This is a genomic window from Pseudonocardia sp. T1-2H (assembly GCF_038039215.1).
Lineage (GTDB): Bacteria > Actinomycetota > Actinomycetes > Mycobacteriales > Pseudonocardiaceae > Pseudonocardia.
In genome coordinates this window covers 3,435,477-3,457,570 of record NZ_JBBPCL010000001.1, presented here as the reverse complement: position 1 = coordinate 3,457,570, position 22,094 = coordinate 3,435,477, and the positions used below count along the sequence as shown (strand labels likewise).

At 71.0% G+C, this 22,094-nt stretch carries 19 protein-coding genes and 1 pseudogene; 17 read left to right on the top strand and 3 right to left on the bottom strand.

Annotated features, from left to right (window positions below; all coding sequences use genetic code 11):
- Positions 1–330 precede the first annotated feature (330 nt).
- The 8 genes and pseudogenes from WBK50_RS17055 (at position 331) to fahA (ending at position 8,788) form a co-directional block, all read left to right on the top strand.
- Entirely contained in the window at positions 331–525 is a 195-nt protein-coding gene (locus WBK50_RS17055; RefSeq protein WP_341336562.1) for a DUF1918 domain-containing protein, read from the top strand.
- A 329-nt stretch (positions 526–854) separates the two neighbouring features.
- The gene (locus tag WBK50_RS17050) at positions 855–1,400 is read left to right on the top strand and encodes a MarR family winged helix-turn-helix transcriptional regulator (RefSeq protein WP_341336561.1); all 546 of its coding nucleotides are present in this window, start codon (positions 855–857) and stop codon (positions 1,398–1,400) included.
- Between the two features lie 178 nt (positions 1,401–1,578).
- On the top strand, positions 1,579–2,952 hold the full coding sequence (locus tag WBK50_RS17045) for an MFS transporter (RefSeq protein ID WP_341336560.1): 1,374 nt from the start codon (positions 1,579–1,581) through the stop codon (positions 2,950–2,952).
- 32 nt (positions 2,953–2,984) lie between these two features.
- Positions 2,985–3,944 carry an MBL fold metallo-hydrolase gene (locus WBK50_RS17040; RefSeq protein ID WP_341336559.1) on the top strand — a complete coding sequence of 320 codons (960 nt, stop codon included), beginning with the start codon at positions 2,985–2,987 and terminating at the stop codon, positions 3,942–3,944.
- A 43-nt stretch (positions 3,945–3,987) separates the two neighbouring features.
- Positions 3,988–5,634, top strand: coding sequence for an FAD-dependent monooxygenase (locus WBK50_RS17035; protein ID WP_341336558.1), 1,647 nt, complete (start codon positions 3,988–3,990; stop codon positions 5,632–5,634).
- Positions 5,609–6,805, top strand: coding sequence for a homogentisate 1,2-dioxygenase (locus tag WBK50_RS17030; protein WP_341336557.1), 1,197 nt, complete (start codon positions 5,609–5,611; stop codon positions 6,803–6,805). Before WBK50_RS17035 ends, WBK50_RS17030 begins: the two co-directional genes overlap by 26 nt.
- Positions 6,802–7,616: pseudogene (locus WBK50_RS17025) on the top strand (hypothetical protein). The gene WBK50_RS17030 and the pseudogene WBK50_RS17025 overlap by 4 nt, the downstream one beginning before the upstream one ends.
- A complete protein-coding gene (gene fahA, locus WBK50_RS17020) occupies positions 7,613–8,788 on the top strand; it encodes a fumarylacetoacetase (protein ID WP_341336556.1) in 1,176 nt (391 codons plus the stop codon). Before WBK50_RS17025 ends, fahA begins: the two are co-directional and overlap by 4 nt.
- Positions 8,789–8,817: 29 nt before the next feature.
- Here the strand turns inward: fahA and WBK50_RS17015 are convergent, their stop codons facing one another.
- A complete protein-coding gene (locus WBK50_RS17015) occupies positions 8,818–9,327 on the bottom strand; it encodes an Lrp/AsnC family transcriptional regulator (RefSeq protein WP_341336555.1) in 510 nt (169 codons plus the stop codon).
- A gap of 144 nt (positions 9,328–9,471) precedes the next feature.
- Between WBK50_RS17015 and hppD the strand changes: the two genes are divergently transcribed.
- The gene (hppD, locus tag WBK50_RS17010) at positions 9,472–10,674 is read left to right on the top strand and encodes a 4-hydroxyphenylpyruvate dioxygenase (protein WP_445942268.1); all 1,203 of its coding nucleotides are present in this window, start codon (positions 9,472–9,474) and stop codon (positions 10,672–10,674) included.
- A gap of 79 nt (positions 10,675–10,753) precedes the next feature.
- Here the strand turns inward: hppD and WBK50_RS17005 are convergent, their stop codons facing one another.
- On the bottom strand, positions 10,754–11,938 hold the full coding sequence (locus tag WBK50_RS17005) for an alpha/beta hydrolase (RefSeq protein WP_341336554.1): 1,185 nt from the start codon (positions 11,936–11,938) through the stop codon (positions 10,754–10,756).
- Between the two features lie 372 nt (positions 11,939–12,310).
- Here WBK50_RS17005 and WBK50_RS17000 point away from each other — a divergent pair, with 372 nt between their 5' ends.
- Complete coding sequence (locus tag WBK50_RS17000) at positions 12,311–12,928, top strand: DoxX family protein (RefSeq protein WP_341336553.1); 618 nt, start codon at positions 12,311–12,313, stop codon at positions 12,926–12,928.
- Positions 12,929–13,003: 75 nt separating this feature from the next.
- Here WBK50_RS17000 and WBK50_RS16995 read toward each other — a convergent pair whose 3' ends face one another.
- A complete protein-coding gene (locus WBK50_RS16995) occupies positions 13,004–13,453 on the bottom strand; it encodes a YkvA family protein (RefSeq protein ID WP_341336552.1) in 450 nt (149 codons plus the stop codon).
- Between the two features lie 345 nt (positions 13,454–13,798).
- Here WBK50_RS16995 and WBK50_RS16990 point away from each other — a divergent pair, with 345 nt between their 5' ends.
- The 7 genes from WBK50_RS16990 (at position 13,799) to pqqC (ending at position 22,085) form a co-directional block, all read left to right on the top strand.
- On the top strand, positions 13,799–15,193 hold the full coding sequence (locus WBK50_RS16990; protein ID WP_341336551.1) for a DNA-binding protein: 1,395 nt from the start codon (positions 13,799–13,801) through the stop codon (positions 15,191–15,193).
- 37 nt (positions 15,194–15,230) lie between these two features.
- A complete protein-coding gene (gene katG, locus WBK50_RS16985) occupies positions 15,231–17,474 on the top strand; it encodes a catalase/peroxidase HPI (RefSeq protein ID WP_341336550.1) in 2,244 nt (747 codons plus the stop codon).
- 641 nt (positions 17,475–18,115) lie between these two features.
- On the top strand, positions 18,116–18,577 hold the full coding sequence (locus tag WBK50_RS16980) for an MSMEG_3727 family PQQ-associated protein (RefSeq protein ID WP_341336549.1): 462 nt from the start codon (positions 18,116–18,118) through the stop codon (positions 18,575–18,577).
- A 13-nt stretch (positions 18,578–18,590) separates the two neighbouring features.
- Complete coding sequence (locus tag WBK50_RS16975; protein ID WP_341336548.1) at positions 18,591–20,291, top strand: PQQ-dependent dehydrogenase, methanol/ethanol family; 1,701 nt, start codon at positions 18,591–18,593, stop codon at positions 20,289–20,291.
- 47 nt (positions 20,292–20,338) lie between these two features.
- The gene (pqqA, locus tag WBK50_RS16970) at positions 20,339–20,434 is read left to right on the top strand and encodes a pyrroloquinoline quinone precursor peptide PqqA (protein WP_297493617.1); all 96 of its coding nucleotides are present in this window, start codon (positions 20,339–20,341) and stop codon (positions 20,432–20,434) included.
- Positions 20,435–20,440: 6 nt separating this feature from the next.
- A complete protein-coding gene (gene pqqB / locus WBK50_RS16965; protein ID WP_341336547.1) occupies positions 20,441–21,388 on the top strand; it encodes a pyrroloquinoline quinone biosynthesis protein PqqB in 948 nt (315 codons plus the stop codon).
- Between the two features lie 7 nt (positions 21,389–21,395).
- The gene (gene pqqC, locus WBK50_RS16960; RefSeq protein ID WP_341336546.1) at positions 21,396–22,085 is read left to right on the top strand and encodes a pyrroloquinoline-quinone synthase PqqC; all 690 of its coding nucleotides are present in this window, start codon (positions 21,396–21,398) and stop codon (positions 22,083–22,085) included.
- Positions 22,086–22,094 lie beyond the last annotated feature (9 nt).

Sequence of the window (22,094 nt, the reverse complement as noted above, 5' to 3'; positions counted from 1 at the left end):
AGACCGACGGAGACGCCGTTCTTCGTCCGGCGTGCTGTCCGTGCCGCGCCGTGCGGCTCCTGTCGCCCCGGACCGGTGCCCCGTCCATGGCCGTCCCCCGTGTCCTCGCCCCGGGGTCAAGTGAACCACGTCATAGGGCTCCTCAGAACTGGTCCGACGCGTCGAACACTGCCGGTGCGGTGACCGGTTGGCCCGTACAGCCGCGTGGCAGGGGCGGGCCGTGCCCTGGTCCTCGGCGATCGCGCGCCGCCGCCTCCTGAAATTGGGACTGACCCGGACGCGCGCGGTGCGCCATCCTGGAGGCTCGCCGACCGTGTGGAGGGGTCCCTGATGCATGCCAAGCGCGGTGACCACATCATCATCGACACGCAGACCTTGGACGTTGCGCGCCGCCGGGGGGAGGTCGTCGAGGTCCTCGGCGAGGGGGAGACCGAGCACTACCAGGTGCGCTGGCAGGACGGGCACGAGTCGGTGTACTTCCCCGGCCCGAACGCCCACGTCGAGTCCGCCGCCGACTCGGCCTGACGAGCGCGGACCGCAGCGGTCGTCCCACCCGCGGGCGGCCCCGCGTCGTGCGGTCGGTGGTCGATCCGCCACCGCCCCGGGCGCAGAAGGGTTTGTCGAACCGTCCGTTCACCAGTACCGGGACGTCGATGCCCAGGGTCGCCGGCACGTGGGCGGGGACGGCCGCCTCGACACCCGCCGGGATCTCGTGGCGCGTCGCCTCGTCCTGCGCGACCACCGCGGGGTCGGCTTTCGGCAGGTGGAACGTCGCGGCGCTGGGAGCCGCGGCCGACGCCGGCAACCCTGGCCGTGGCGAGCGCTGCGGCTGTCAACAGTTTTACGATCAGGGGATGGGTCATCCCGCCGACGGCGACAGCGCGGCCACCGATTTCCTCTCCTTCGCCGAGGTCGCGGTCGACACCACCGCCGAGCGGCTCCCGGGCATCGACCGCTCCGCCATGCAGATGGTGCTGCTCCTGCACCGCGTGTCGAGCTCGATCGTCTACGACCTCGAATCCACCGTGCACCGGCCGGCGGGCTGGAGCTGGTCGGCGTTCCGTCTGCTGTTCACCCTCTGGGTCGCCGGGCCACACGAGTCCCGTCAGGTCGCCCACCTCTCCGGGATGAGCCGCGCCGCGGTCTCGAGCCTGACGAAGACGCTCAGCGCGTCGGGCCTGCTCGCCCGACGGTCGGACGAGCGCGATCGGCGGGCCGTCATCCTCTCGCTCACCGAGCGCGGAGCCGACGCGCTGGAGACGACGTTCCGGGCGCACAACGAGCGTGAGGCGAGGTGGGCCTCGCTGGTCACCGAGGACGAGCTCGCCACGCTCAACGGCGTGTTGACGAAGCTCGCGCGGGCGGCGCAAGGCCAGGAGTGGATCAGCCGGCGCTCCTGAGGGCGCGATCGCGCCCCCGCCTCAGGGGCTCGCAGTCTCGAGTCCGCCAATAAAATCTTTGACTAGTTCTGGTTTTCGTGAGTCCGGAGCGCTACCGTTCCTTCGGTAGTCAAACCTTTGATCGTCGTACAGTCGACGGTGGAGGCCCGCGACACCCAGAGTTGGGAAGGGATTTCCGATGACGCAAACCCCTGACGCCGGTCCGTCGGTCGAGGCCGGGGCCACCGGTCCGGCTTCCACGGCGGCCCCCGACGCCGCCCAGATCCGCCGCGTCGTCGGCGCGAGCCTGGTCGGCACGACGATCGAGTGGTACGACTTCTTCATCTACGCCTCGGCCGCGAGCCTGGTGTTCGGCAAGCTCTTCTTCCCGGCGCTCGACGGCTCGACCGCCCTGCTGGCCTCCTTCGCCACCCTGGGCGTGAGCTTCGTGGCGCGGCCGATCGGCGGGATCGTCGCCGGGCACCTCGGGGACCGCTTCGGCCGCAAGTCGATCCTCGTCGCGACCCTGCTGCTGATGGGCATCTCGACGATCGGCGTCGGCCTGCTCCCCGGCTACGCCTCGATCGGCGTGGCCGCGCCGATCCTGCTCGTCGTCCTGCGCCTGCTGCAGGGCCTCTCCGCCGGCGGCGAGTGGGGCGGCGCCGCACTGATGTCCGTCGAACACGCCCCGCCGGGGCGCCGCGGATACTTCGGGTCGTTCCCGCAGATCGGCGTGCCGATCGGCCTGCTGCTGGCGAACCTGGTGTTCTTCACCGTCTCGGCCCTGACGACGGACGAGCAGTTCGCGGCGTGGGGCTGGCGGATCCCGTTCCTGCTCAGCGTCGTCCTGATCGCCGTCGGGTTCTTCGTGCGGTCCCGCGTGGCGGAGAGCCCGGTGTTCACCGAGCTGCGCCGCCGCCGCGCCCGCCGCTCCGCGCCGCTCGCCGAGGTCCTGCGCTCCAACCGCCGCGAGCTCGTCGTCGCGATCGGCCTGTTCATCGCGAACAACATGATCGGCTACATCCTCATCGCCTTCATCAACTCCTACGGCACCCGCACGCTGAAGCTGTCGAGCACGACGATGCTGTTCGTCGGGATGGTCGGCGCCGTCGCGTGGGGTGTGTTCACGCTGCTCGCCGGCCGCTGGTCCGACCGGATCGGGCGCCGCCGGACGTACCTGATCGGCACGCTCGCGATGGCGGTGTGGGCCTTCCCGTTCTTCCTGCTGTTCGACACCCGCTCGATCCCGCTGATGCTGGTCGCGGTGATCGTGATGGCCTTCGGACTGGGCCTCACCTACGGGCCGCAGGCCGCCGCCTACGCCGAGCTGTTCCCGGCCGGGGTCCGCTACAGCGGGGTCTCGTTCGCCTACGCCTTCGGCGCGATCCTGGGCGGCGGCTTCGCACCGCTGCTGGCCACCTGGCTGATCGGGCTGACCGGCACGTCGTTGTCGGTCTCGGCCTACATGCTGCTCGCCTGCCTGGTCACCCTCGCCGCCGTTCTCGCCCTGCGCGAGCGCTCCGCGGCCGAGCGGGAGGCCTTCGTCATCGGGTCGGCCCCGGCCGGCCACTGATCGTCGTCGAACCGGTTCTCACGGAGGAAACCATGGCTAAACCGTTCGCCTCGTCCGCCGACACCGCGCCCAAGGAGCAGACCCTCGAGGTCCTCGCCGACGGCGTCTATGCCCTCACCGCCGAGGGTGACCCGAACATCGGGGCGATCGAGGGCGAGGATTTCCTCGTCTGTTTCGAGGCCCTCGCGACCCCGGTCGCGGCGGCGAAGTGGCTGAAGAAGCTGCGCGAGTACACCGACAAGCCGGTCCGTTACCTGGTGCTGAGCCACTACCACGCGGTCCGGGTGCTCGGGGCGAGCGCGTTCGACGCCGAGGTGATCGTCTCCCACGAGAACACCCGGGCGTTGGTGGAGGAGCGCGGCAAGCAGGACTGGGCGAGCGAGTTCGCGCGGATGCCGCGGCTGGCCGAGGCCGCGGACTCGGTGCCGGGGCTGACCTGGCCGACGTTGACGTTCTCCGACCGGCTCACCATCGACCTCGGCGGGGGCCGGGGGGATCTGGTGCTGCAGTACCACGGCCGCGGGCACACCGAGGGCGACATCGTGGCCTGGCTGCCCCGGCACCGGATCCTCTTCGCCGGGGATCTGGTGGAGGCCGAGGCCGCGCTCTACACCGGGGATGCGTTCCACCGGGAGTGGACGTCCTCCACCCTGGATCGGCTGGCTGCGCTGGGGGCGGAGCAGCTCGTCGGTGGGCGCGGGGACGTCAGCAAGGGCCGCGCGCAGGTTGACGCGGCGATCGCGAAGACCCGCGGGTTCCTGGACACGATGCTGCGTGAGGTCGGCGCGGTGCAGCAGCGCGGCGGCACGCTGAAGGAGGCCTTCGAGGCCACCCACGCGGCCCTGGTCGAGGACTTCGGCAGCTGGCCGATCTTCGAGCACTGCCTGCCGTTCGACGTGTCCCGGGTCTGGGACGAGCTCTCGGGCATCGAGCGCCCGGTCATCTGGACCGCCGAGCGCGACCAGGAGGTCTGGGCCCAGCTGCAGAGCTGACCCGGTCCGACCCGAGCAACTCGCGACGACGGGAGCCCCGGAGATGTCCTCCACATCCTGGCCCCATGGTCCGGTAGCCGTGCTCGGCGCCGGCCCGGTCGGGCAGACCACCGCACTGCTGCTGGCCCGCTGGGGTGTGCCGACGGTGGTGCTCGACCGGCGCCCCGAGCGGGACCCGGTCGGGTCGAAGGCCATCTGCCAGCAACGCGACGTGCTCGACGTGTGGGAGTCCGTCGGCGCCGGCGCCCGGATCGCCGCCGAGGGCGTCACCTGGACCACCGCGCGGACCTTCCACCGCGATGCGGAGCTGTTCAGCTACGAGTTCGCCGAGCCGGGCCGTCCGGCGTTCCCGCCGTTCGTCAACATCTCCCAGACCCGCAGCGAGGAGATCCTCGACGAGCTGATCGTCCGCGAGGCGCTGGTCGACCTGCGCTGGGGCCATCGAGTCGTCGACGTCGCGCAGGACGACGACGGTGTCACGGTCCGCTGTGAGACCGCGGCGGGCCCTGTCGAGTTCCGGGCGCCCTACCTGGTGGCGTGCGGTGGGGCCCGCAGCGATGAGCTGCGCCGCCTGCTCGGTGTCTCCTTCGACGGGCACACCTTCGACGACCGGTTCCTGATCTGCGACATACGGGCGGATCTGCCTGGCTGGGCCGGCGAGCGGCGCTTCTACTTCGACCCGGAGTGGAACCCGGGGCGTCAGGTGTTGATCCACCCGTGCCCGGACTCGACGTTCCGGATCGACTGGCAGGTCCCCGCCGGCTACGACCTCGACGCCGAGGTCGCCTCGGGCGCGCTGGACGCGCGGATCCGGCAGATCATCGGTGATGCCGACTACGAGATCGTGTGGAAGTCGGTCTACCGGTTCCACTCCCGCTGTGTGGACCGGATGCGGTGCGGCCGGGTCCTGATCGCCGGGGACGCGGCGCACCTGGTCTCGCCCTTCGGTGCCCGGGGCCTGAACTCGGGGGTGGCGGACGCCGAGAACGCCGCCTGGAAGATCGCCTACGTCGGCCACGGCTGGGCACCTGAGGCCCTGCTGGACAGCTACCACACCGAGCGGCACGCCGCGGCGGCGGAGAACATCGCCGTCACCACCGCGACCATGGACTTCCTCGTCCCCCGGACCGAGCGGCAGGCCCGGCACCGCGCCGAGATCCTCGCGGCCGCCGCCACGGACCCGCGGAGCAGGGACCGGGTGGATTCCGGGCGGCTCGCCGAACCGTTCTGGTACGTCGGCTCCGCCTTGACCACGCCGAGCGTCGAGCGGCCCTTCGCCGGTCGACCGCCACGCGGGCAGTCGCCGGCGGCCGGGCCGGGCGTGCTGCTGCCCGATGCCCCCGTCACCATGCCCGGCGGCGGGCGGGGCCGGGCCCGAGAGCTGGCCCGCGACGGTTTCCTGCTGCTCACGGCCGGTGCTGTCGACGCTGTCGCCGTGCGGGACGCCGCCGGGGCAGTGCCGGGCCCGGTCCGGGTCCTGGCCCTCGCGGAACTCGATCCGGACGGAATCCTCACCGAGGCGCTGGACGCGCACCCCGGCGAGGTGTGGGTCGTCCGGCCCGACGCGCACATCGCCGCGGTCCTCACCGACCCGACCATCGAAGAGATCACCGCGGCGCTGCACCGTGCCGCCGCGCACCCGTCACCGAAGGAGGAGAGCCCCGATGGCGCACTACAGGCGAGCCGGTGAGATCCCGCCCAAGCGGCACACCCAGCACCGCACTCCCGAGGGCGGGCTCTACTACGAGGAGCTGATGGGCGAGGAGGGGTTCTCCTCGGACTCCTCGCTGCTCTACCACCGCGGCGTCCCCTCGGCCATCGTCGACGCGACCGTGTGGGAGCTCGGCGACGTCGCCACCACGCCGAACGCCCCGCTGGTGCCGCGGCACCTCAAGCTGCACGACCTGTTCGGCGAGGACTGGAAGGCCGCCGACGCGGTCACCGGCCGGCGCCTCGTCCTCGGCAACGCCGACGTCCGGATCTCCTACGTCGTCGCCGGGGAGGCCAGCCCGCTCTACCGCAACGCCGTCGGCGACGAGTGCGTCTACGTCGAGTCGGGCACCGCGGTCGTCGAGACGGTCTTCGGTGCGCTCGACGCCCGGCAGGGCGACTACGTGATCCTGCCCCGCGCCACCACGCACCGCTGGATCCCCACCGGCAGCGACCCGCTGCGGCTCTACGCCATCGAGGCGAACTCCCACATCGCCCCGCCCAAGCGCTACCTGTCCCGCTACGGGCAGCTGCTGGAGCACGCCCCCTACTGCGAACGGGACCTGCACGGGCCGACCGAGCCGCTGCTCGTCGAGGACACCGATGTCGAGGTCCTGGTCAAGCACCGCGGCAGCACGGGGATCACGGGGACCCGGTACGTGGTGCCGACGCACCCGTTCGACGTCGTCGGCTGGGACGGCTGCCTCTACCCGTACAGGTTCAACATCGCCGACTTCGAGCCGATCACCGGGCGGGTGCACCAGCCCCCGCCCGCACACCAGGTCTTCGAGGCGGACAACCTCGTGATCTGCAACTTCGTGCCCCGCAAGGTCGACTACCACCCGCTGTCGATCCCGGTGCCGTACTACCACGCCAACGTGGACTCCGACGAGATCATGTTCTACTGCGGCGGGAACTACGAGGCCCGCAAGGGCTCCGGCATCGGCCAGGGCTCGATCAGCGTGCACCCGGGCGGACACAGCCACGGCCCGCAGCCCGGCGCGATGGAGCGCTCGATCGGCGCCGAGTTCTTCGACGAGCTCGCCGTCATGGTCGACACCTTCCGCCCGCTGGAGCTCGGCGAAGGCGGCCGCGCGGTCGACGACGGCACCTACGCCTGGAGCTGGTCCGGCCGCGGACCCGCCTCGTGACCACCTCCGAATCCCCGCGAGTCGGGTCCCGGAGTGCGCCGAGCCGGGGTCTCCCGGCGGTCGTCCTGGGGTTGCTCGACGATGCCGCGGTCTTCCCGCCGGGGCTGGCGCCGCTCCCGGAGGCGGTGGCGGGGCACCGCGAGTACGAGGGGTCGTGGTTCGGCGGTCTCCTCGGGCCGCTGGTCGTCGCGGCGTCGGCACTCGAGGAGCTCGGCGCGGTGCTCGGACACGCCGACGGCGCGGTCGGTGCCGACGGTGACGGCGGCGCGTCGCCGCGGGTGGCCGCCGCCCGGGGTACGGGACGTGGCGCGCTGCCGATCGCGGTGACGCTCCCCGACGGCCCCGCGGGGATCGCGGGCGTGCTCGACCGCGTGTCGGCGCTCCCGGCGTCGCTGCGGGCCTTGGAGGTGGCCGTCCCCGCGGGCATGTCGGCGGACGAGCTCCTCGCCGCGCCGAGCTGGCCGCGGCGATCCGCGCCGCCGTCGAGGGCGGGGTGGCGTTCAAGGCCACGGCCGGGCTGCACCACGCGCTGCGCAACACCGATCCGGAGACCGGGTTCGAGCAGCACGGGTTCCTCAACCTGCTGCTGGCCACCGATGCCGTCGCCCGGGGCGCCGACGACGCCGACGTCCGGGCGTTGCTCGCGGAGCGGGACGGCGCCGTCGTCGCCGCCGGCGTGCGGGAACTGGGGGAGGAGCGCGTCGCCGCCGCCCGCGCGCGGTTCCTGTCGTTCGGGACCTGCAGCATCACCGACCCGCTGACCGAGCTGGTCGACCTCGGCCTGGTCGACCGCCCCCGAGGAGAATCATGACCGCGATCGAGGTCCCCGACGGTTCGCCGTTCGGGGTGGACAACCTGCCCTACGGCGTCTTCTCCGTCGCCGGTGGCTCCCCGCGCGTCGGCGTGCGGGTCGGCGACTCCGTGGTCGACCTGGCCGCGGCGCTGGGCGACGAGGTCTTCGCCGAGCCCACCCTGAACCCGTTCATGGCCCAGGGGTTCGACCGCTGGGTGCAGGTCCGGGAGCAGGTCGCCGCACTGGTGGCCGGTGACGTGCCGGACGGCGCGGTGCACGCGGTGCGGGACGTGACGACGCACCTGCCGATCGACGTCGCGGACTACGTGGACTTCTACGCCTCGGAGCACCACGCGTCGAACGTCGGGCGGCTGTTCCGCCCCGACGCCGAGCCGCTGCTGCCCAACTGGAAGCACCTGCCCGTCGGCTACCACGGCCGGGCCGGCACAGTGGTCGTCTCCGGGACGGACGTGGTGCGGCCGAGCGGGCAGCGCAAGGCCCCGATGGACGCGGCGCCGTCGTTCGGGCCGAGCGCGCGGCTGGACATCGAGGCGGAGCTCGGGTTCATCGTCGGGACCGGGACCCCGCTGAACGCCCCGATCCCGGTCGACGACTTCGCGCGGCACGTCTTCGGCGCCGTCCTACTCAACGACTGGTCGGCCCGCGACATCCAGGCTTGGGAGTACGTGCCGCTGGGCCCGAACCTGGGCAAGAGCTTCGCGACGTCGATCTCGCCGTGGGTCGTGCCGATCCTGGCGCTGGAGGCAGCGCGGATCCCGTTGCCGGGGCAGTCCGATCCCGAGCCGCTGCCCTACCTGCGGGAGACCGGCCCGTGGGGGCTGGACGTCGAGCTGGTCGTGGAGTGGAACGGCGAGGAGGTCAGCCGGCCGCCCTACCGGGAGATGTACTGGTCCCCGGCGCAGATGCTCGCCCACATGACCGTCAACGGCGCGTCGTCGCGCACGGGTGACCTCTACGGTTCCGGCACGATCTCCGGGCCGGAGAAGGGTCAGCGGGGCGCGTTCCTGGAGCTCACCTGGGGCGGGAAGGAGCCGATCACGGTCAAGGGCGAGGAGCGGAGCTTCCTGCTCGACGGCGACGAGGTCGTCATCACCGGGACGGCCCCGGGTGCCGGGGGCGGCCGGATCGGTTTCGGCGAGGTCCGCGGCCGGATCCTGCCCGCCCACTGAGCCCGCCTCTCCTCCGCAGGTCCCGCCTCTCACGGCGCGTCCCGGTACGCCGGGGCGCGCCGTGGTGCGTGGCGGGGCGTGCTCTCCAGCAGCGGCAACGCCCGCGACGGCACGACGACCGACAGCACCACGACGCTCGTCGAACGGCTGACGACGGGCGACCGGTTCAGCGCCAGCAGCGTCTGCTGCAGGTCCTCGTGCGACGACGCGGCCAGCCGGCAGAGCACATCCGACGAACCGGTCGTCGCGTAGGCCTCGAGCACCGCCGGCAGGGCGGTCAGCTCGGCCGTCACCTCGTCGAGCGCGCCCTGCGCGATCTCCAGGGTCACGAACGCCTGCACCCCGTACCCGGCCGCCGCGACGTCGAGATCCGGGCCGTAACCGGTCAGGATCCCCGACTCCTCCATCCGGTCCAACCGGGCCTGGACCGTGCCACGGGCCACCCCCACCGTCCGGGAGAGTTCGAGGACGCCCGCGCGGGGACTGTCGTGCAGCGCCCGTAACAGGTCGATGTCCAGCGCATCAAGTGGCGTGCTCATGGGCAGATCGTACAGTTACAGCGGTCACAGGCTCGGCAAAGTGGTCAGCCGGACCAGATCGAACCGGCTCGCTTGCGCACCTGCGCGAGCGGGGGTCTCCTGACGGCAGCGAATCCCGAACCCGCGCGCCCAGGAGGCTCCGCCGTGAGCATCGACCAGACCCTCACCAGCCAGGAACGCCTCGCCGAGCTCGACCTCGACCAGCTCCGCCAGCTGGTCGGGCTGGTGGAGTACGACGACGACCGCGACCCGTTCCCCGTCACCGGGTGGGACTCCCTCGTGTGGTCGGTGGGCAACGCGACCCAGGCGGCGTTGTACTACCAGCAGGTGTTCGGCATGGAGTTGGTCGCGTACTCCGGCCCCGAGACCGGCAACCGTGACCACCACGCGTTCGTGCTGCGGTCCGGCGCCGTCCGGTTCGTCCTCAAGGGCGGCGTCGACCCGAGGAGCCCACTGCTCGACCACCACCGCCGCCACGGCGACGGCGTCGTCGACATCGCCCTCGAGGTCCCGGACGTCGACCGCTGCATCGCCCACGCCCGCGCCCGGGGCGCCACGATCGTCGAGGAGCCCCACGACGTCGCCGACGAGCACGGCACGGTGCGCACCGCGGCCATCGCCACCTACGGCGAGACCCGGCACAGCCTCGTCGACCGCTCCCGCTACACCGGCCCCTACCTGCCCGGCTACGTCGCGCGCTCCGGCCACGTCAGGCCGGAGGGCGCGCCCGAGCGGATCTTCCAGGCGCTCGACCACGTCGTCGGGAACGTCGAGCTCGGCCGGATGGACGAGTGGGTGGACTTCTACAACCGCATCATGGGTTTCACGAACATGGCCGAGTTCGTGGGCGAGGACATCGCGACGGACTACTCGGCGCTGATGAGCAAGGTCGTCGCCAGCGGCAACCACCGGGTGAAGTTCCCGCTCAACGAGCCGGCCCCGGGCAAGAAGCGCTCGCAGATCGACGAGTACCTGGACTTCTACGGCGGTCCCGGCGCCCAGCACCTGGCGCTGGCCACGAACGACATCCTGCGCACCGTGGACACGCTCCGGGCCAAGGGCGTGGAGTTCCTGGCGACGCCGGACTCGTACTACGAGGACCCGGCGTTGCGGGCGCGGATCGGTGAGGTCCGGGTGCCGATCGAGGAGCTGCAGAAGCGCGGGATCCTGGTCGACCGGGACGAGGACGGCTACCTGCTGCAGATCTTCACGAAGCCGCTCGGGGACCGGCCGACCCTGTTCTTCGAGTTCATCGAGCGGCACGGCTCGCTCGGGTTCGGGATCGGGAACTTCAAGGCCCTGTTCGAGGCCATCGAGCGCGAACAGGACAAGCGCGGCAACTTCTGAAGGCGCGAGGGTTCCCGGACCCGGCGTCGGGGAGCTTCTCCGTCGACCCGCAGATGAACGGTGTCCGGTGGTCGCCGGCTCAGCGTCCGCACGCGTAGCCGTGCGACGCCTCCACGATCCCGGCCACGATCTCCAGCTCGGCGAGGTCGCGTGGGCCGGGTACCAGCACCATGCCCGGGCTCAGCCGCACTCCGGCGAGCGGGTGGGCGACGGCCCAGCCCTTGGCCAGACCGTCGTAGGCGAGTCCGTCGGGGAGGACGAGGTGCAGGCTGCCGTCGGCTTCCGGGTGCTGGTGCGCGAACTCGCCGAGGTCGGGGAGGAGGAAGGCGCGATCCGGGCCGGCCGTCGCGCCGCGGTCGACCAGCAGCGACCGGGTGCCCGCGACCCCCACGGTCGCGGGCGCCGTGCGTACTCCGTCAAGAGCGGCAAGGCGACGCCAGAGCCTGTCCTGCAGGTGCGCAGGGGCGTTCTGCGAGGTCTGGTGCTGCGGGATTCCCGACGTGGTCGTGGGCGGATCCCCGGCGCGAGCGGGGAGCCTGCCGTCGCCGGGCAGGGCCGGCCAGCGAGGTTCGTCGCCGTCGGGCAGCGGGTTCTCCCCGTGGGCGCGCAGGAAGTCGAGCCGGTCCGCCAGCCAGGTCCCGGCGTCGCCGACGACCGATCCGGCCAGCTGTCGGCCCCCGGCGTCGCGCGTGGCCCACACCGGGGCGCCGCTCGCGCTCGTCAGCCAGTTCCAGGTACGGGCGAGCAGCTCCGGCGGTGTGCGGGGGTCGTCGTCGCCGTGCGCGAGGAACACCGGCATGCCGGCGAGCCGGCCGCGGTTGGCCCGGGTCGCGGAATCGGCCGGTAGCGCGCCGTAGATGAGCATGCCGCCCGCGAAGCGGTGCGGGGCACGGAGCAGCAGGGCTCCGGCGAGGGTCACGCCGTCTCGGAACCCCAGGAGTATCACCGGCCGCTCGGGGTCTCCTTCGGTGTCGAGCCAGTCGAGGAACCAGGTGCACGTCGCGGCGAGACTCGAGGGTCCGGGGCGCCCGTCGACCGTCGTGGTGAACCAGCAGAACCCCGTGCCCTGTTGGATCGGCCCCCGGACGGCGACATAGGCGACAGGCCCGTGCGGCAGCCACGGCGCGATCTCGATCATCGAATGCTCGCTCGTGCCGTTCCCGTGCAGGGCGACGACGAGCGGTGCCGCGGGATGCTCGGCGCCCCAGCGGGCGAGCATGGGAAGGCCGTCGACGTCGGTGGATCGGTGGTCGTGCGCCGTCATCGCCCCTCCGCCGGTCGGGGTCCGGGCGATCAAGCGTCCCGCGTGGGACGGGGAGAACGAAGCGCCGTCTCACTTCGAGACGGGACGAGTGTGGACGCCGAACGCGCGAGCGAAGCCGCCCGGTCCCGATCGACCTCCGCGGCGTCGCCGTGCCTTCCCCTGCGCGACGCGGACCTGGAGCGTCGTGGAACGACACCTACCGATTGCCGAGGCGTCGACAAGCACGAACGCGTGTCGCCGGCGCTGGTAGGGGCGAGCGTGTTCGGCCGGTCCGAGCAGAAGCGACTCCGTTCAACCCGGCGCAGATCAGCGGCATGTTTGGTTGCGGTGTGGGCAACCCGCTCAGCGAAGCGACGGGAAGGGATGCATGCCATGGGGTTCACGCCAGCGCACAATCTCGGTCTGCTGACGCTGCGCGCCGGCGTCGGGGGAGTGCTGTTCGCTCATGGGGCGCAGAAGCTGTTCGGATGGTTCGGTGGGCCCGGGATCGAAGGAACCGCGGGCGCCTTCGATCAGATGGGGTTCAAGCCGGGTCGCGCCAACGCGATGGCCGCGGGGGTCGCCGAGGCGGGCGGGGGCACCCTGATCGGGCTCGGGCTGGCTACTCCTGTCGCCGGTTCGGTGGCCGCGGGCACGATGATCGCGGCGGCGTCGGTTCACGCCCCCAACGGCTTCTTCGCCGCCAGCGGCGGGTACGAGTACCCCGCGCTGCTCGGCTTGTCGTCGGCTGCGCTGTCCCTGACGGGGCCGGGGGACTGGTCGCTCGACGCGGCCATCGGGAACCGGCTGAACCGGCCGTGGATGGCGGGAGCCGGCCTGCTGGCGTCCTCGGTGCTCTCGGCGGTACTCGTGCAGCGTCGGCGCCGCGCGGTCGCAGCTCGGCAAGCCGCGCCGGCCGCGCAGGCCGCAGCAGACAGCCCGGCCACTCCGGCAGCGAGTTCCGCACCCGCTCCGGATCCTCGCACGGGATCGGCGTCGTCCGGCTGCTGAGCTGCGGACCGCGACGGCCGTCCGGCTGGTCGACCCGACGCTCCGCGGGCGCGGGCGACCGGGGGGCCGGCCGGCTCACCGCGTCCCGCCGTTGCTCGTGCCCGGCGCATCGGGAGCGGGGAGGCGGGCGAGCCGGTGCAGAGTGGCGAGCCCGGCGGGGGTGCCGGGCCAGTGGCGGGCCAGGGCGTCCGGGCCGGCGCGGCGGACGACGGCCCGCAGAGCGAGGGCGACGACGATGGCGTCGTCGGCGTAGCCCAGGACCGGGATGAAGTCGGGGACCAGATCGAAGGGCAGGAGCAGGTAGCCGAGCAGCAGCCCGAGCCGCACCCGGACGCCGCGGGGTAGGTCGGGGTCGGCAGCCAGGCGCCGCAGCAGCCGGATCACATCGGGCAGCAGTCGCAGCCCCTCCTGCCAGCTGGTCGGGTCATGGGTGCGGCGTCCGGTGAGCCAGAGCGCGCCGAGCAGGCCCAGCCAGAGGATCAGCAGCCCACCGCACGTCGCGATCAGCGTCTGCCACCAGTCCACGGCGTCGATTGTCCGCGGCCTCCGATTCGCCGAGACGCGGCGGGGGGAGTCGGTCGGAGGGTGGCGCGGGTGTGGAGGTCGGCCGAGCGGCCGCACCGGATTGCGCCGAGGCGTGGGTGGAACCGCCGGACACGGGGCGGAGTAGGAGGGGAACACTTGCAGACCCAGCCCAGAGAGGGGTACACACAGCAGCAGGCGGTGCTGTCCGTGGCGCTTCCGGCAAGGAGCGCCGGAGCAGCGAACGGTGCTCGGGCCGCCGTCGGTCTCGCCGTGACGAGCGACCACCGGCGCAGACCGGTCGCCTGCGGTCCGGTGTTGGGGATGGACCAAAGGCGGTTCTCCACGATGAAGGATGTACACCGACTCGAGCGCACGCCGGTGCCCCCGGGTAAGGACACCGTGTACGCGGCCTGGGAACGGTTCGCGCGGGGCGAGGACCATGTCCGAGGCGTCCGTCCCGAGGTGGCGATCTCCTGGCATCGCTGCCGGGAGCAGTACCGCGTCGACCCACACCTCACCGCAGCCCCGGTCGCCGCCGCCCACATCGATCACACCCTCGAACACGACGTGGTGTTCACCGAACTGGGCGGACTCGCGGTGTCCCTGGCGCAGGAGGTGGACAATCTCAGTGCGATCGTCACCGTCACCGACGGCTCCGGCCGGGTCCTGGCCGCCTGGGGGGACCAGGTCACGCTCGCCAGGGCCGCCGACTCCAATCTGGCGCCCCGGTTCTGCTGGTCGGAGTGCGCGGCCGGCACGAACGGCATGGGCACGGCGCTGGAGGTGCACCGCCCGATACTGATCAGGGGCGCGGAGCACTGGTGCCAGGCATTCCACAACTGGGTCTGCGCGGGCATCGCGGTGCGGGACGTGGTGACCAGGGACCCGATCGCGGTGCTGAACATCTCCTGCTGGCGCACCCAGCTTCCCGAAACCACGGGCGCCTGGCTGTCCGACGCGGTCGCCGCGACGCAGCGCATGCTGAGAAGGCGCGCCCGGGACAGCGGTGTCGAGTTGGTCGCCGCATACACCCAGGCCAGAGGGCACTTCGGCGCCGCGCTCGCCGCGGTGGACACCGCAGGCAAGGTGGTGATCGCCGACGACACGGCGAGCGTGCTCATGGGCGTCCCGGCCTCCACCCCGGCGATCGACCCGACGGTGCGATGGAACCCCGGACTGCCGGACCTGATCGGCGTCGCCCGGTTCGCCGGCAAGCAGGCCGCCCACAACCCTGACTGGGTCGGCTCGACGCAGATCTTCACCCACCTCGCCGAAGAACCGACGTCGATCAGCATCCGGCCCGTGTTCCTGTCCGGGCACTTGGTCGGGAGCCTGATCGCGTTCGGCGCGTCCGGCGGGGAGCAGCCGCCCGAGGCAGAGGAGCCCGCGCACCCACGAGTGCCGCCGCGCCGGCTCGTCGCGATGCGCGAGGACCGGATGGTGCTGCTGCGGCTGTCCGAGGTCTGCTTCGCCGAGTCCGACGGCAACGACGTGTGGCTGTCGACCGACGAGGGGCGACTACGCGCTGCCTCCCAGGGCCTGGACAAGCTCGACGGCGAGCTGGCCGATGCCGGCTTCCTGAGGGTGCACCGCCGCTACGTGGTCAACCTCAGCCGCGTCCGGGAGATCGAGCGCGGGTTCAAGGGCGAGCTGTCCCTGGTCATGGACGGCCGGACGAACAAGATGGTGCCGGTCTCCCGGCGGAACGCGCCGGCCGTGCGCCGGGCGCTGGCCATCTGAGTTCCTGAGCACGACCTCCGTTCCCGGAAGGATTTGCATGTCTGACAGCCCTGACGCCGTTGTCGGCGAGACGAACGATGGGAGCGCGGGCGGGCTCGGCGTCCCGGTCGGGCGCCCCAGTCACCCGACCGGGAGCCCGGGCAACCGCGACTGGTGGCCGAACCAGCTCAACCTGAAGATCCTTCGGAAGCACACCGCCGTGGCCAACCCCATGGGCGAGGACTTCGACTACGGCGCGGAGTTCCGGAGCCTCGACCTCGATGCCCTGGCGAGGGACGTCGACGAGGTGCTGACCACCTCGCAGGAGTGGTGGCCGGCCGACTTCGGCCACTACGGGCCGCTCGTGATCCGGATGGTGTGGCACTGCGCCGGGACGTACCGGATCCAGGACGGCCGGGGCGGCGCGGGCGCCGGCATGCAGCGCTTCGCGCCGCTGAACAGCTGGCCGGACAACCGCAACCTCGACAAGGCGCGCCGGCTGCTCTGGCCGGTGAAGGAGAAGTACGGCCGCAAGATCTCATGGGCCGACCTGATGATCTTCGCGGGCAACCGCGCCCTGGAGACGATGGGCTTCACGACCTTCGGCTTCGCCGGCGGCCGGGCGGACGTCTGGGAGCCCGACGAGGACGTGTACTGGGGTCCCGAGCGCAGCTGGCTCGGCGACGAGCGCCACAGCGGCGTCCGGGAGCTGGAGAACCCACTGGCCGCCGACCAGATGGGCCTCATCTACGTCAACCCGGAGGGCCCGAACACGGTCCCCGACCCGTACACCTCGGCCCGGGACATCCGCGAGACGTTCCGCCGTATGGGGATGAACGACGAGGAGACCGTCGCGCTGATCGCGGGCGGGCACACGTTCGGCAAGACCCACGGCGTGGCCGACCCGGACCGCTACCTCGGCCCCGAACCCGAGGGCGCCTCCCTCGAGGAGCAGGGCCTGGGCTGGAAGAGCAGCTACGGCACCGGGAAGGGCGCGGACGCCATCTCCAGCGGGCTCGAGGGTACGTGGACACCCACCCCGACGAGGTGGGACAACAGCTTCTTCGAGACCCTGTTCGGCTACGAGTGGGACCTGGCGCTGAGCCCCGCCGGTTTGTGGCAGTGGATTCCGAGGAACGGCGCCGGGGCCGGCACCGTGCCGGACGCCCACGACCCGTCGAAGACACACTCCCCGACGATTCTCACGACGGACCTCGCGCTGCGGTTCGACCCGGTGTACGAGCCGATCTCGCGGCGCTTCCTGGAGAACCCGGACCAGCTGGCGGACGCGTTCGCCAGGGTCTGGTTCAAGCTGACGCACCTCGACATGGGCCCGATCCAGCGCTACCTCGGGCCGCTGGTCCCCCAGGAGAGGCTGATCTGGCAGGACCCGGTCCCGGCCGTTGACCACGAGCTCGTCGGCGCGGAGGACATCGCCGCGTTCAAGAGCCAGATCCTCGCGTCGGGGCTGTCGGTCTCCCAGCTCGTCTCCACCGCGTGGGCGTCGGCCTCGACGTTCCGCGACAGTGACAAGCGCGGCGGCGCGAACGGGGCGCGGATCCGCCTCGAGCCGCAACGGGGCTGGGAGGTGAACGACCCCGACACGCTGGCGCAGGTGCTGCGCACCCTGGAGGGGATCCAGGAGTCCTTCAACAGCTCCCACATCGGGGGCAAGCAGGTGTCGCTGGCCGACCTCATCGTGCTCGGCGGGACCGCCGCCGTCGAACAGGCCGCCAGGGACGCCGGCCACGACGTGCAGGTGCCCTTCACCCCGGGGCGCACGGACGCGTCGCAGGAGCAGACCGATGCGGAGTCCTTCGCACCGCTGGAGCCGGTCGCGGACGGGTTCCGCAACTACCGGGCGAAGGGGAACCGGGTGCCGTCGGAGCACCTGCTGCTCGACCGCGCGAGCCTGCTGACCCTGAGCGCGCCCGAGATGACCGTTCTCGTGGGTGGCCTGCGCGTGCTGGGCGCGAACTCCGGGCAGTCCCCGCTGGGCGTCCTCACCTCGGCGCCCGGGTCGCTGACCAACGACTTCTTCGTGAACCTGCTCGACATGGGCACGGAGTGGGCGGCGACGTCGGGAGACGGCGCGGCCGCGGAAAACTTCGAGGGCCGTGACCGCGCCACCGGCGAGGTCACGTGGACCGGCAGCCGCGTCGACCTCGTCTTCGGCTCGAACTCCGAGCTGCGTGCGGTCGCGGAGGTCTACGCGAGCGACGACGCGCGGGAGAATTTCGTGCGCGACTTCGTGGCCGCGTGGGACAAGGTCATGAACCTCGATCGGTACGACCTCGCCTGATCCTCTCCTCGGGCGCTCAGATGTCGGGAGGGGCGTCGTGACCGGTCAGCCGGTGTTGATCAGGCGTGGTGCAGTCTTGTTCCTGGTAACGGTGGCGTATCGGGTACGAACGGTAGCTTGTGGCGTACGAACGGCATAGGCCGGCCCGCATTGGCGCTCACCCTTGTCGGCGTGATTCATCCGGCGTAGAGTCCTGCCCGATTACAGATTTGTAATCAGGCATCGGACCACGCAATTGGTTCGATGGGATGTCGTCTCATGCCAATATGCTGCCGCAATCACAGCCAGGTGTACGTGATCACACTGAGACGAGGGAGTTGAAGTGGGAGTACGTCCCGAGGGTCGTCACTCGGCCGGATCTGGTCGACCCGGAACGTTTCGGGCCCAACTCGAAGAATGAGTCAGCAGGTGTATCGGGTCGCTGCTGATGAGCGGCGAGGCTGCGGGCTCGTGAGCTACCTTCCAGGTCGAGCGTCCGAGTTCGCTACTGCCTGCTGTGTTGTGGCAATGCGGGGGATCGGTCGACCGGGGCGTTTCTTGGGTCAACCGGATGTTTCCCGTGCCAAGCGGAAAAGGATACGGGGATACCGGGGCGGAACGGAAAAGGATACAGGGATTCGAGATGAGGAGGTGAAGCTCCGATGACGACCGCACAGGAGCGGGCCGACCTGCTGAACAAGATCGGGTTGGACACGCAGAACAAGGCGGCTCTGGGTCGGGTGCTGGGGACCGGAAGCATTGGGCAGGCCACGGAGAGGGCCGATGGCCGAATGGAGGCGACAATCCGGATCCGGCCTGATGAGCTGAGCTGGGATCCCTCGATCGTGGTCATGCCCCATGGGGGTGATATTCAGCTCGAGCTCATCAACGATGATCAGAACACGCACTGTGCGCTCTTGCCGAGCAATGGCGACAGGAAATTCATCTGGTTGGTGAACCATTCGCGAGGAAGGGCGGCCCTCAACCTCGACGGCCCGGGCTACTACTGGTTCAGCTCGCCGACGGGCAACGACGAAGGCCGAGGACTGACCGGGGCCATCGTCGTGCTGGGGGACGTTCCGCCGGAGGCTCGCCTCGACCGTCCCGACCAGCCTCGGCCCTAGAAAGGAGTAGGCAATGACCGTTGAATACGTGGATGCGGGCGAGGCCGTCGACCAGGGAACTCTGAGCGGTAAGTCCCCGGGAGGGGAGACCGCGCCGCCGGTGGTCCGCGACGTCACCTACGAGCGCATTCTCGACGCCCGCTCGGAGCCCGAGAACTGGCTCACCTACTACGGCGCCTACGACGGGCAGCGGTACAGCCCGTTGGACCAGATCAATACGGAGAACGTCAAGCGCATCGGCCCCGCCTGGATCTTCCAGGCCGGCACGACCGGCATGATCGCGGGCGCGTCGACCTACTCGTTCGAGGCCGCCCCGATCATCGTCAACGGGATCATGTTCCTCTCCGGCTGGGACGGCTGGGTCTGGGCGCTCGACGCCCGCACCGGGAAGGAGATCTGGCGCTACAAGCACGCGACCCCCTTCGACGTGTCGCTGTGCTGCGGGAACGTGAACCGCGGGGTCGCCGTGGCCAAGGGAAAGGTCTTCGTCGTCACCCCGAACGCCCACCTGCTCGCGCTCGACGCCACCACCGGCAAGCGCGTCTGGGACAAGACCAACGGAGATGTGCGGGCCGGGGAGAGCGCCACGGTCGCTCCGCTGATCGTGAAGAACATGGTCATCATCGGAAGCTCCGGCGGGGAGTTCGGGGTGCGCGGCCACCTCGACGCATTCGACCTCGACTCCGGAGAGCATGTCTGGCGCTGCTACACGGTGCCGAAGCCCGGGGAGCCCGGCTCCGAGACCTGGCCCGCCGACGGCGAGGCCTGGGCGCGTGGTGGCGCGAACTGCTGGCTCACCGGCACCTTCGACCCGGAGACGAACCTGCTGTACGTGGGCACCGGCAACCCGGCGCCCGACTTCGACGGAGGCGTCCGCGAGGGCGACAACCTCTACACCGACAGCATCATCGCCGTCGACGTCGACGCCGGCCAGATTCGCTGGCACTACCAGTGCACCCCGCACGATGTGTGGGACTACGACAGCATTGCGGAGTGCATCCTGTTCGAGTCGGACGGGCGCAAACTGCTCGGGCACTTCGACAAGAACGGCTACTTCTTCGTCCTCGATCGCACGAACGGTGAGTTGGTCCAGATCACCCCCTTCGTGGACCGGATCACCTGGGGGGCGATCACGAGGGACGGCCAGGTGACGGCCAAGGTATACCCCGACAAGGAGGGAGAACCGGTCCACTTCTATCCGGGGCCGGCCGGCGCCAAGGAATGGACCCACGCGGCCTACAGCCCGAAGACCGGGCTCTTCTACGTCCCGGTCCAGGATGTCGGGGCAACGGCGACCCGGCGGCGCCGGGAGTTCAAGGAGAGCATCCCGTACTGGGGCGCGGGCGTTCAGGTGGACATCGAGGACATGACCGGGTCCATCAGCGCGTTCGATGCGACGGGCGAGGAGAAGTGGCGCTGGCGTAACGAGCTTCCGATGTGCGCCTCGGTGCTGGCCACGGGGGGCGACCTGGTGTTCGCCGGTGAACCCTCAGGTGAGCTCAACGCGCTCGACGCCCGCACCGGGGAGCAGCTGTGGCAGTTCCAGTGCGGAAGCGGCCACCACAGCAGCCCGACGACCTACATGGTCGACGGACGGCAGTACATCGCGGTGCCGGTCGGATGGGGCGCATGGTCCGAGGGGTTCCTACCGGGAATGCTCGGGGCCGGCCACGGAAGCGCGCTGATCGTCTTCGCCCTCCCGGAATCGTCGTAGTGCCGTGACGGGAGCCTGCTGGAATCTGGCAGAGAGGAGGTGAATCCATGGAGTCTCAGCTCGCCGTGTGGGAGACACCGGAGTTCGACGAGATCGGAGTCGCACCCGAGGTGACGATGTACGTCGCCCGGATGGAGGACTAGCGGGACGTGGGGAGGCGCCGGACGAGGGTCCGGCGCCTCCACTGTCCGGGACGGAGTGCCAGGGTGTGGCTGCGGGTGCTCGGAGCGGCAGCAGGCGGCGGCTTTCCGCAATGGAACTGCAGTTGCCCGACATGCCGTGCGGTACGCGAGGGCTCCCGGCCCTGCCGCCCCCGCACGCAGTCGTCGCTCGCGGTGAGCGCCGACGGACGGCGATGGTTCCTGCTCAACGCGTCCCCCGACATCCGTGCGCAGATCGAGGCCTTCCCCGCGCTGCATCCGCGCGACGGCAGAGCGACGCCGCTGGAAGCGGTGCTGCTCACCGACGCCGAGCTCGACCACACGCTCGGCCTGCTGTTGCTGCGCGAGGGGCGTGCGCTCGAGCTCCACGCCACCCCCGCGGTGCGCGAGACGTTGTGCGAGGGGTCGGCGGTGCTCACGACGCTCGAACGCTACTGCCCGGTCGAGTGGCGACCGGTCGTTCCGGGAACCGACGTGTCCCTGGGCGACGGCCTGTCGTACCGGGCCTTCGACGTCCCCACGACCAAGCGGACCCGCTTCGGACGGGTGAGGGAGGAGGGACGGGTCGTGGGCTACCGCCTGACGGACGAGCGCAGCGGCCGGGCCGCGGTGTACCTGCCGGGCGTGCAGGAGCTCTCGACGGTGCGCGAGCAGCTGGACGACTGCGCCTGCCTGCTCGTCGACGGGACGTGCTGGCACGACGACGAGTTGATCAGGCTCGGCCTGGCCGGCAAGACGGCCCGCGAGATGGGGCACCTGCCGATCGACGGCCCCCACGGCAGCCTCGAACAACTCTCGTCGCTGCCCATCGAGCGGAGGATCTACGTGCACATCAACAACACCAACCCGATCCTGCTGGAGGACGCGCCGGAGCGGCGCCTCGTCGAGGAGCGTGGAATGGAAGTGGCCACAGACGGGCTCGAGGTACGGGTCTAGAACCGCCATGACGACATCGACACGGACCGACGGCTTCGTCGACGCGCTGCGCTCCCAGTCGCAGCGCTACCACGACCAGCACCCCTTCCACCTGAGGATGAACGACGGTCGGCTGAGCCGCCGGCAGATCCGGGGGTGGGTGGCCAACCGCTTCTACTACCAGGAGAACATCCCCCGCAAGGACGCCGCGATCCTCGCCAACTGTCCCGACCTCGAGGTGCGACGACGCTGGATCCGCCGCATCGTCGACCACGACGGCACGGCGAACGGGCAAGGCGGCATCGAAGCGTGGCTGCGCCTGGGCGAGGCGGTGGGGCTGACCCGCGACGAGGTGAGCGACGGACGGCACCTCGTCCCCGGCGTGCGGTTCGCCGTCGACGCCTATGTCACGTTCGCCCGCACCCGGCCGTGGGTGGAGGCGGTGGCGTCATCGTTGACCGAGCTCTTCGCCCCGGATCTGATGTCGGAACGCCTCGTCGCGTTCGAGCGTTGCTATCCCTGGATCGACCGGGACGGCCTCACGTACTTCCGGTCCCGCCTGGAGCAGGCTCCCCGAGACTCCGAACACGCGCTGCAGGTGGTGACCGAGCACTGCCGGTCGGGTGAGCAACAGGCGCGCGCCGTGGCGGCGCTGTCGTTCAAGTGCGATGTGCTCTGGAGCATGATGGACGCCATCGACCGGGCCTATCCCGAGTGATCGCGATGG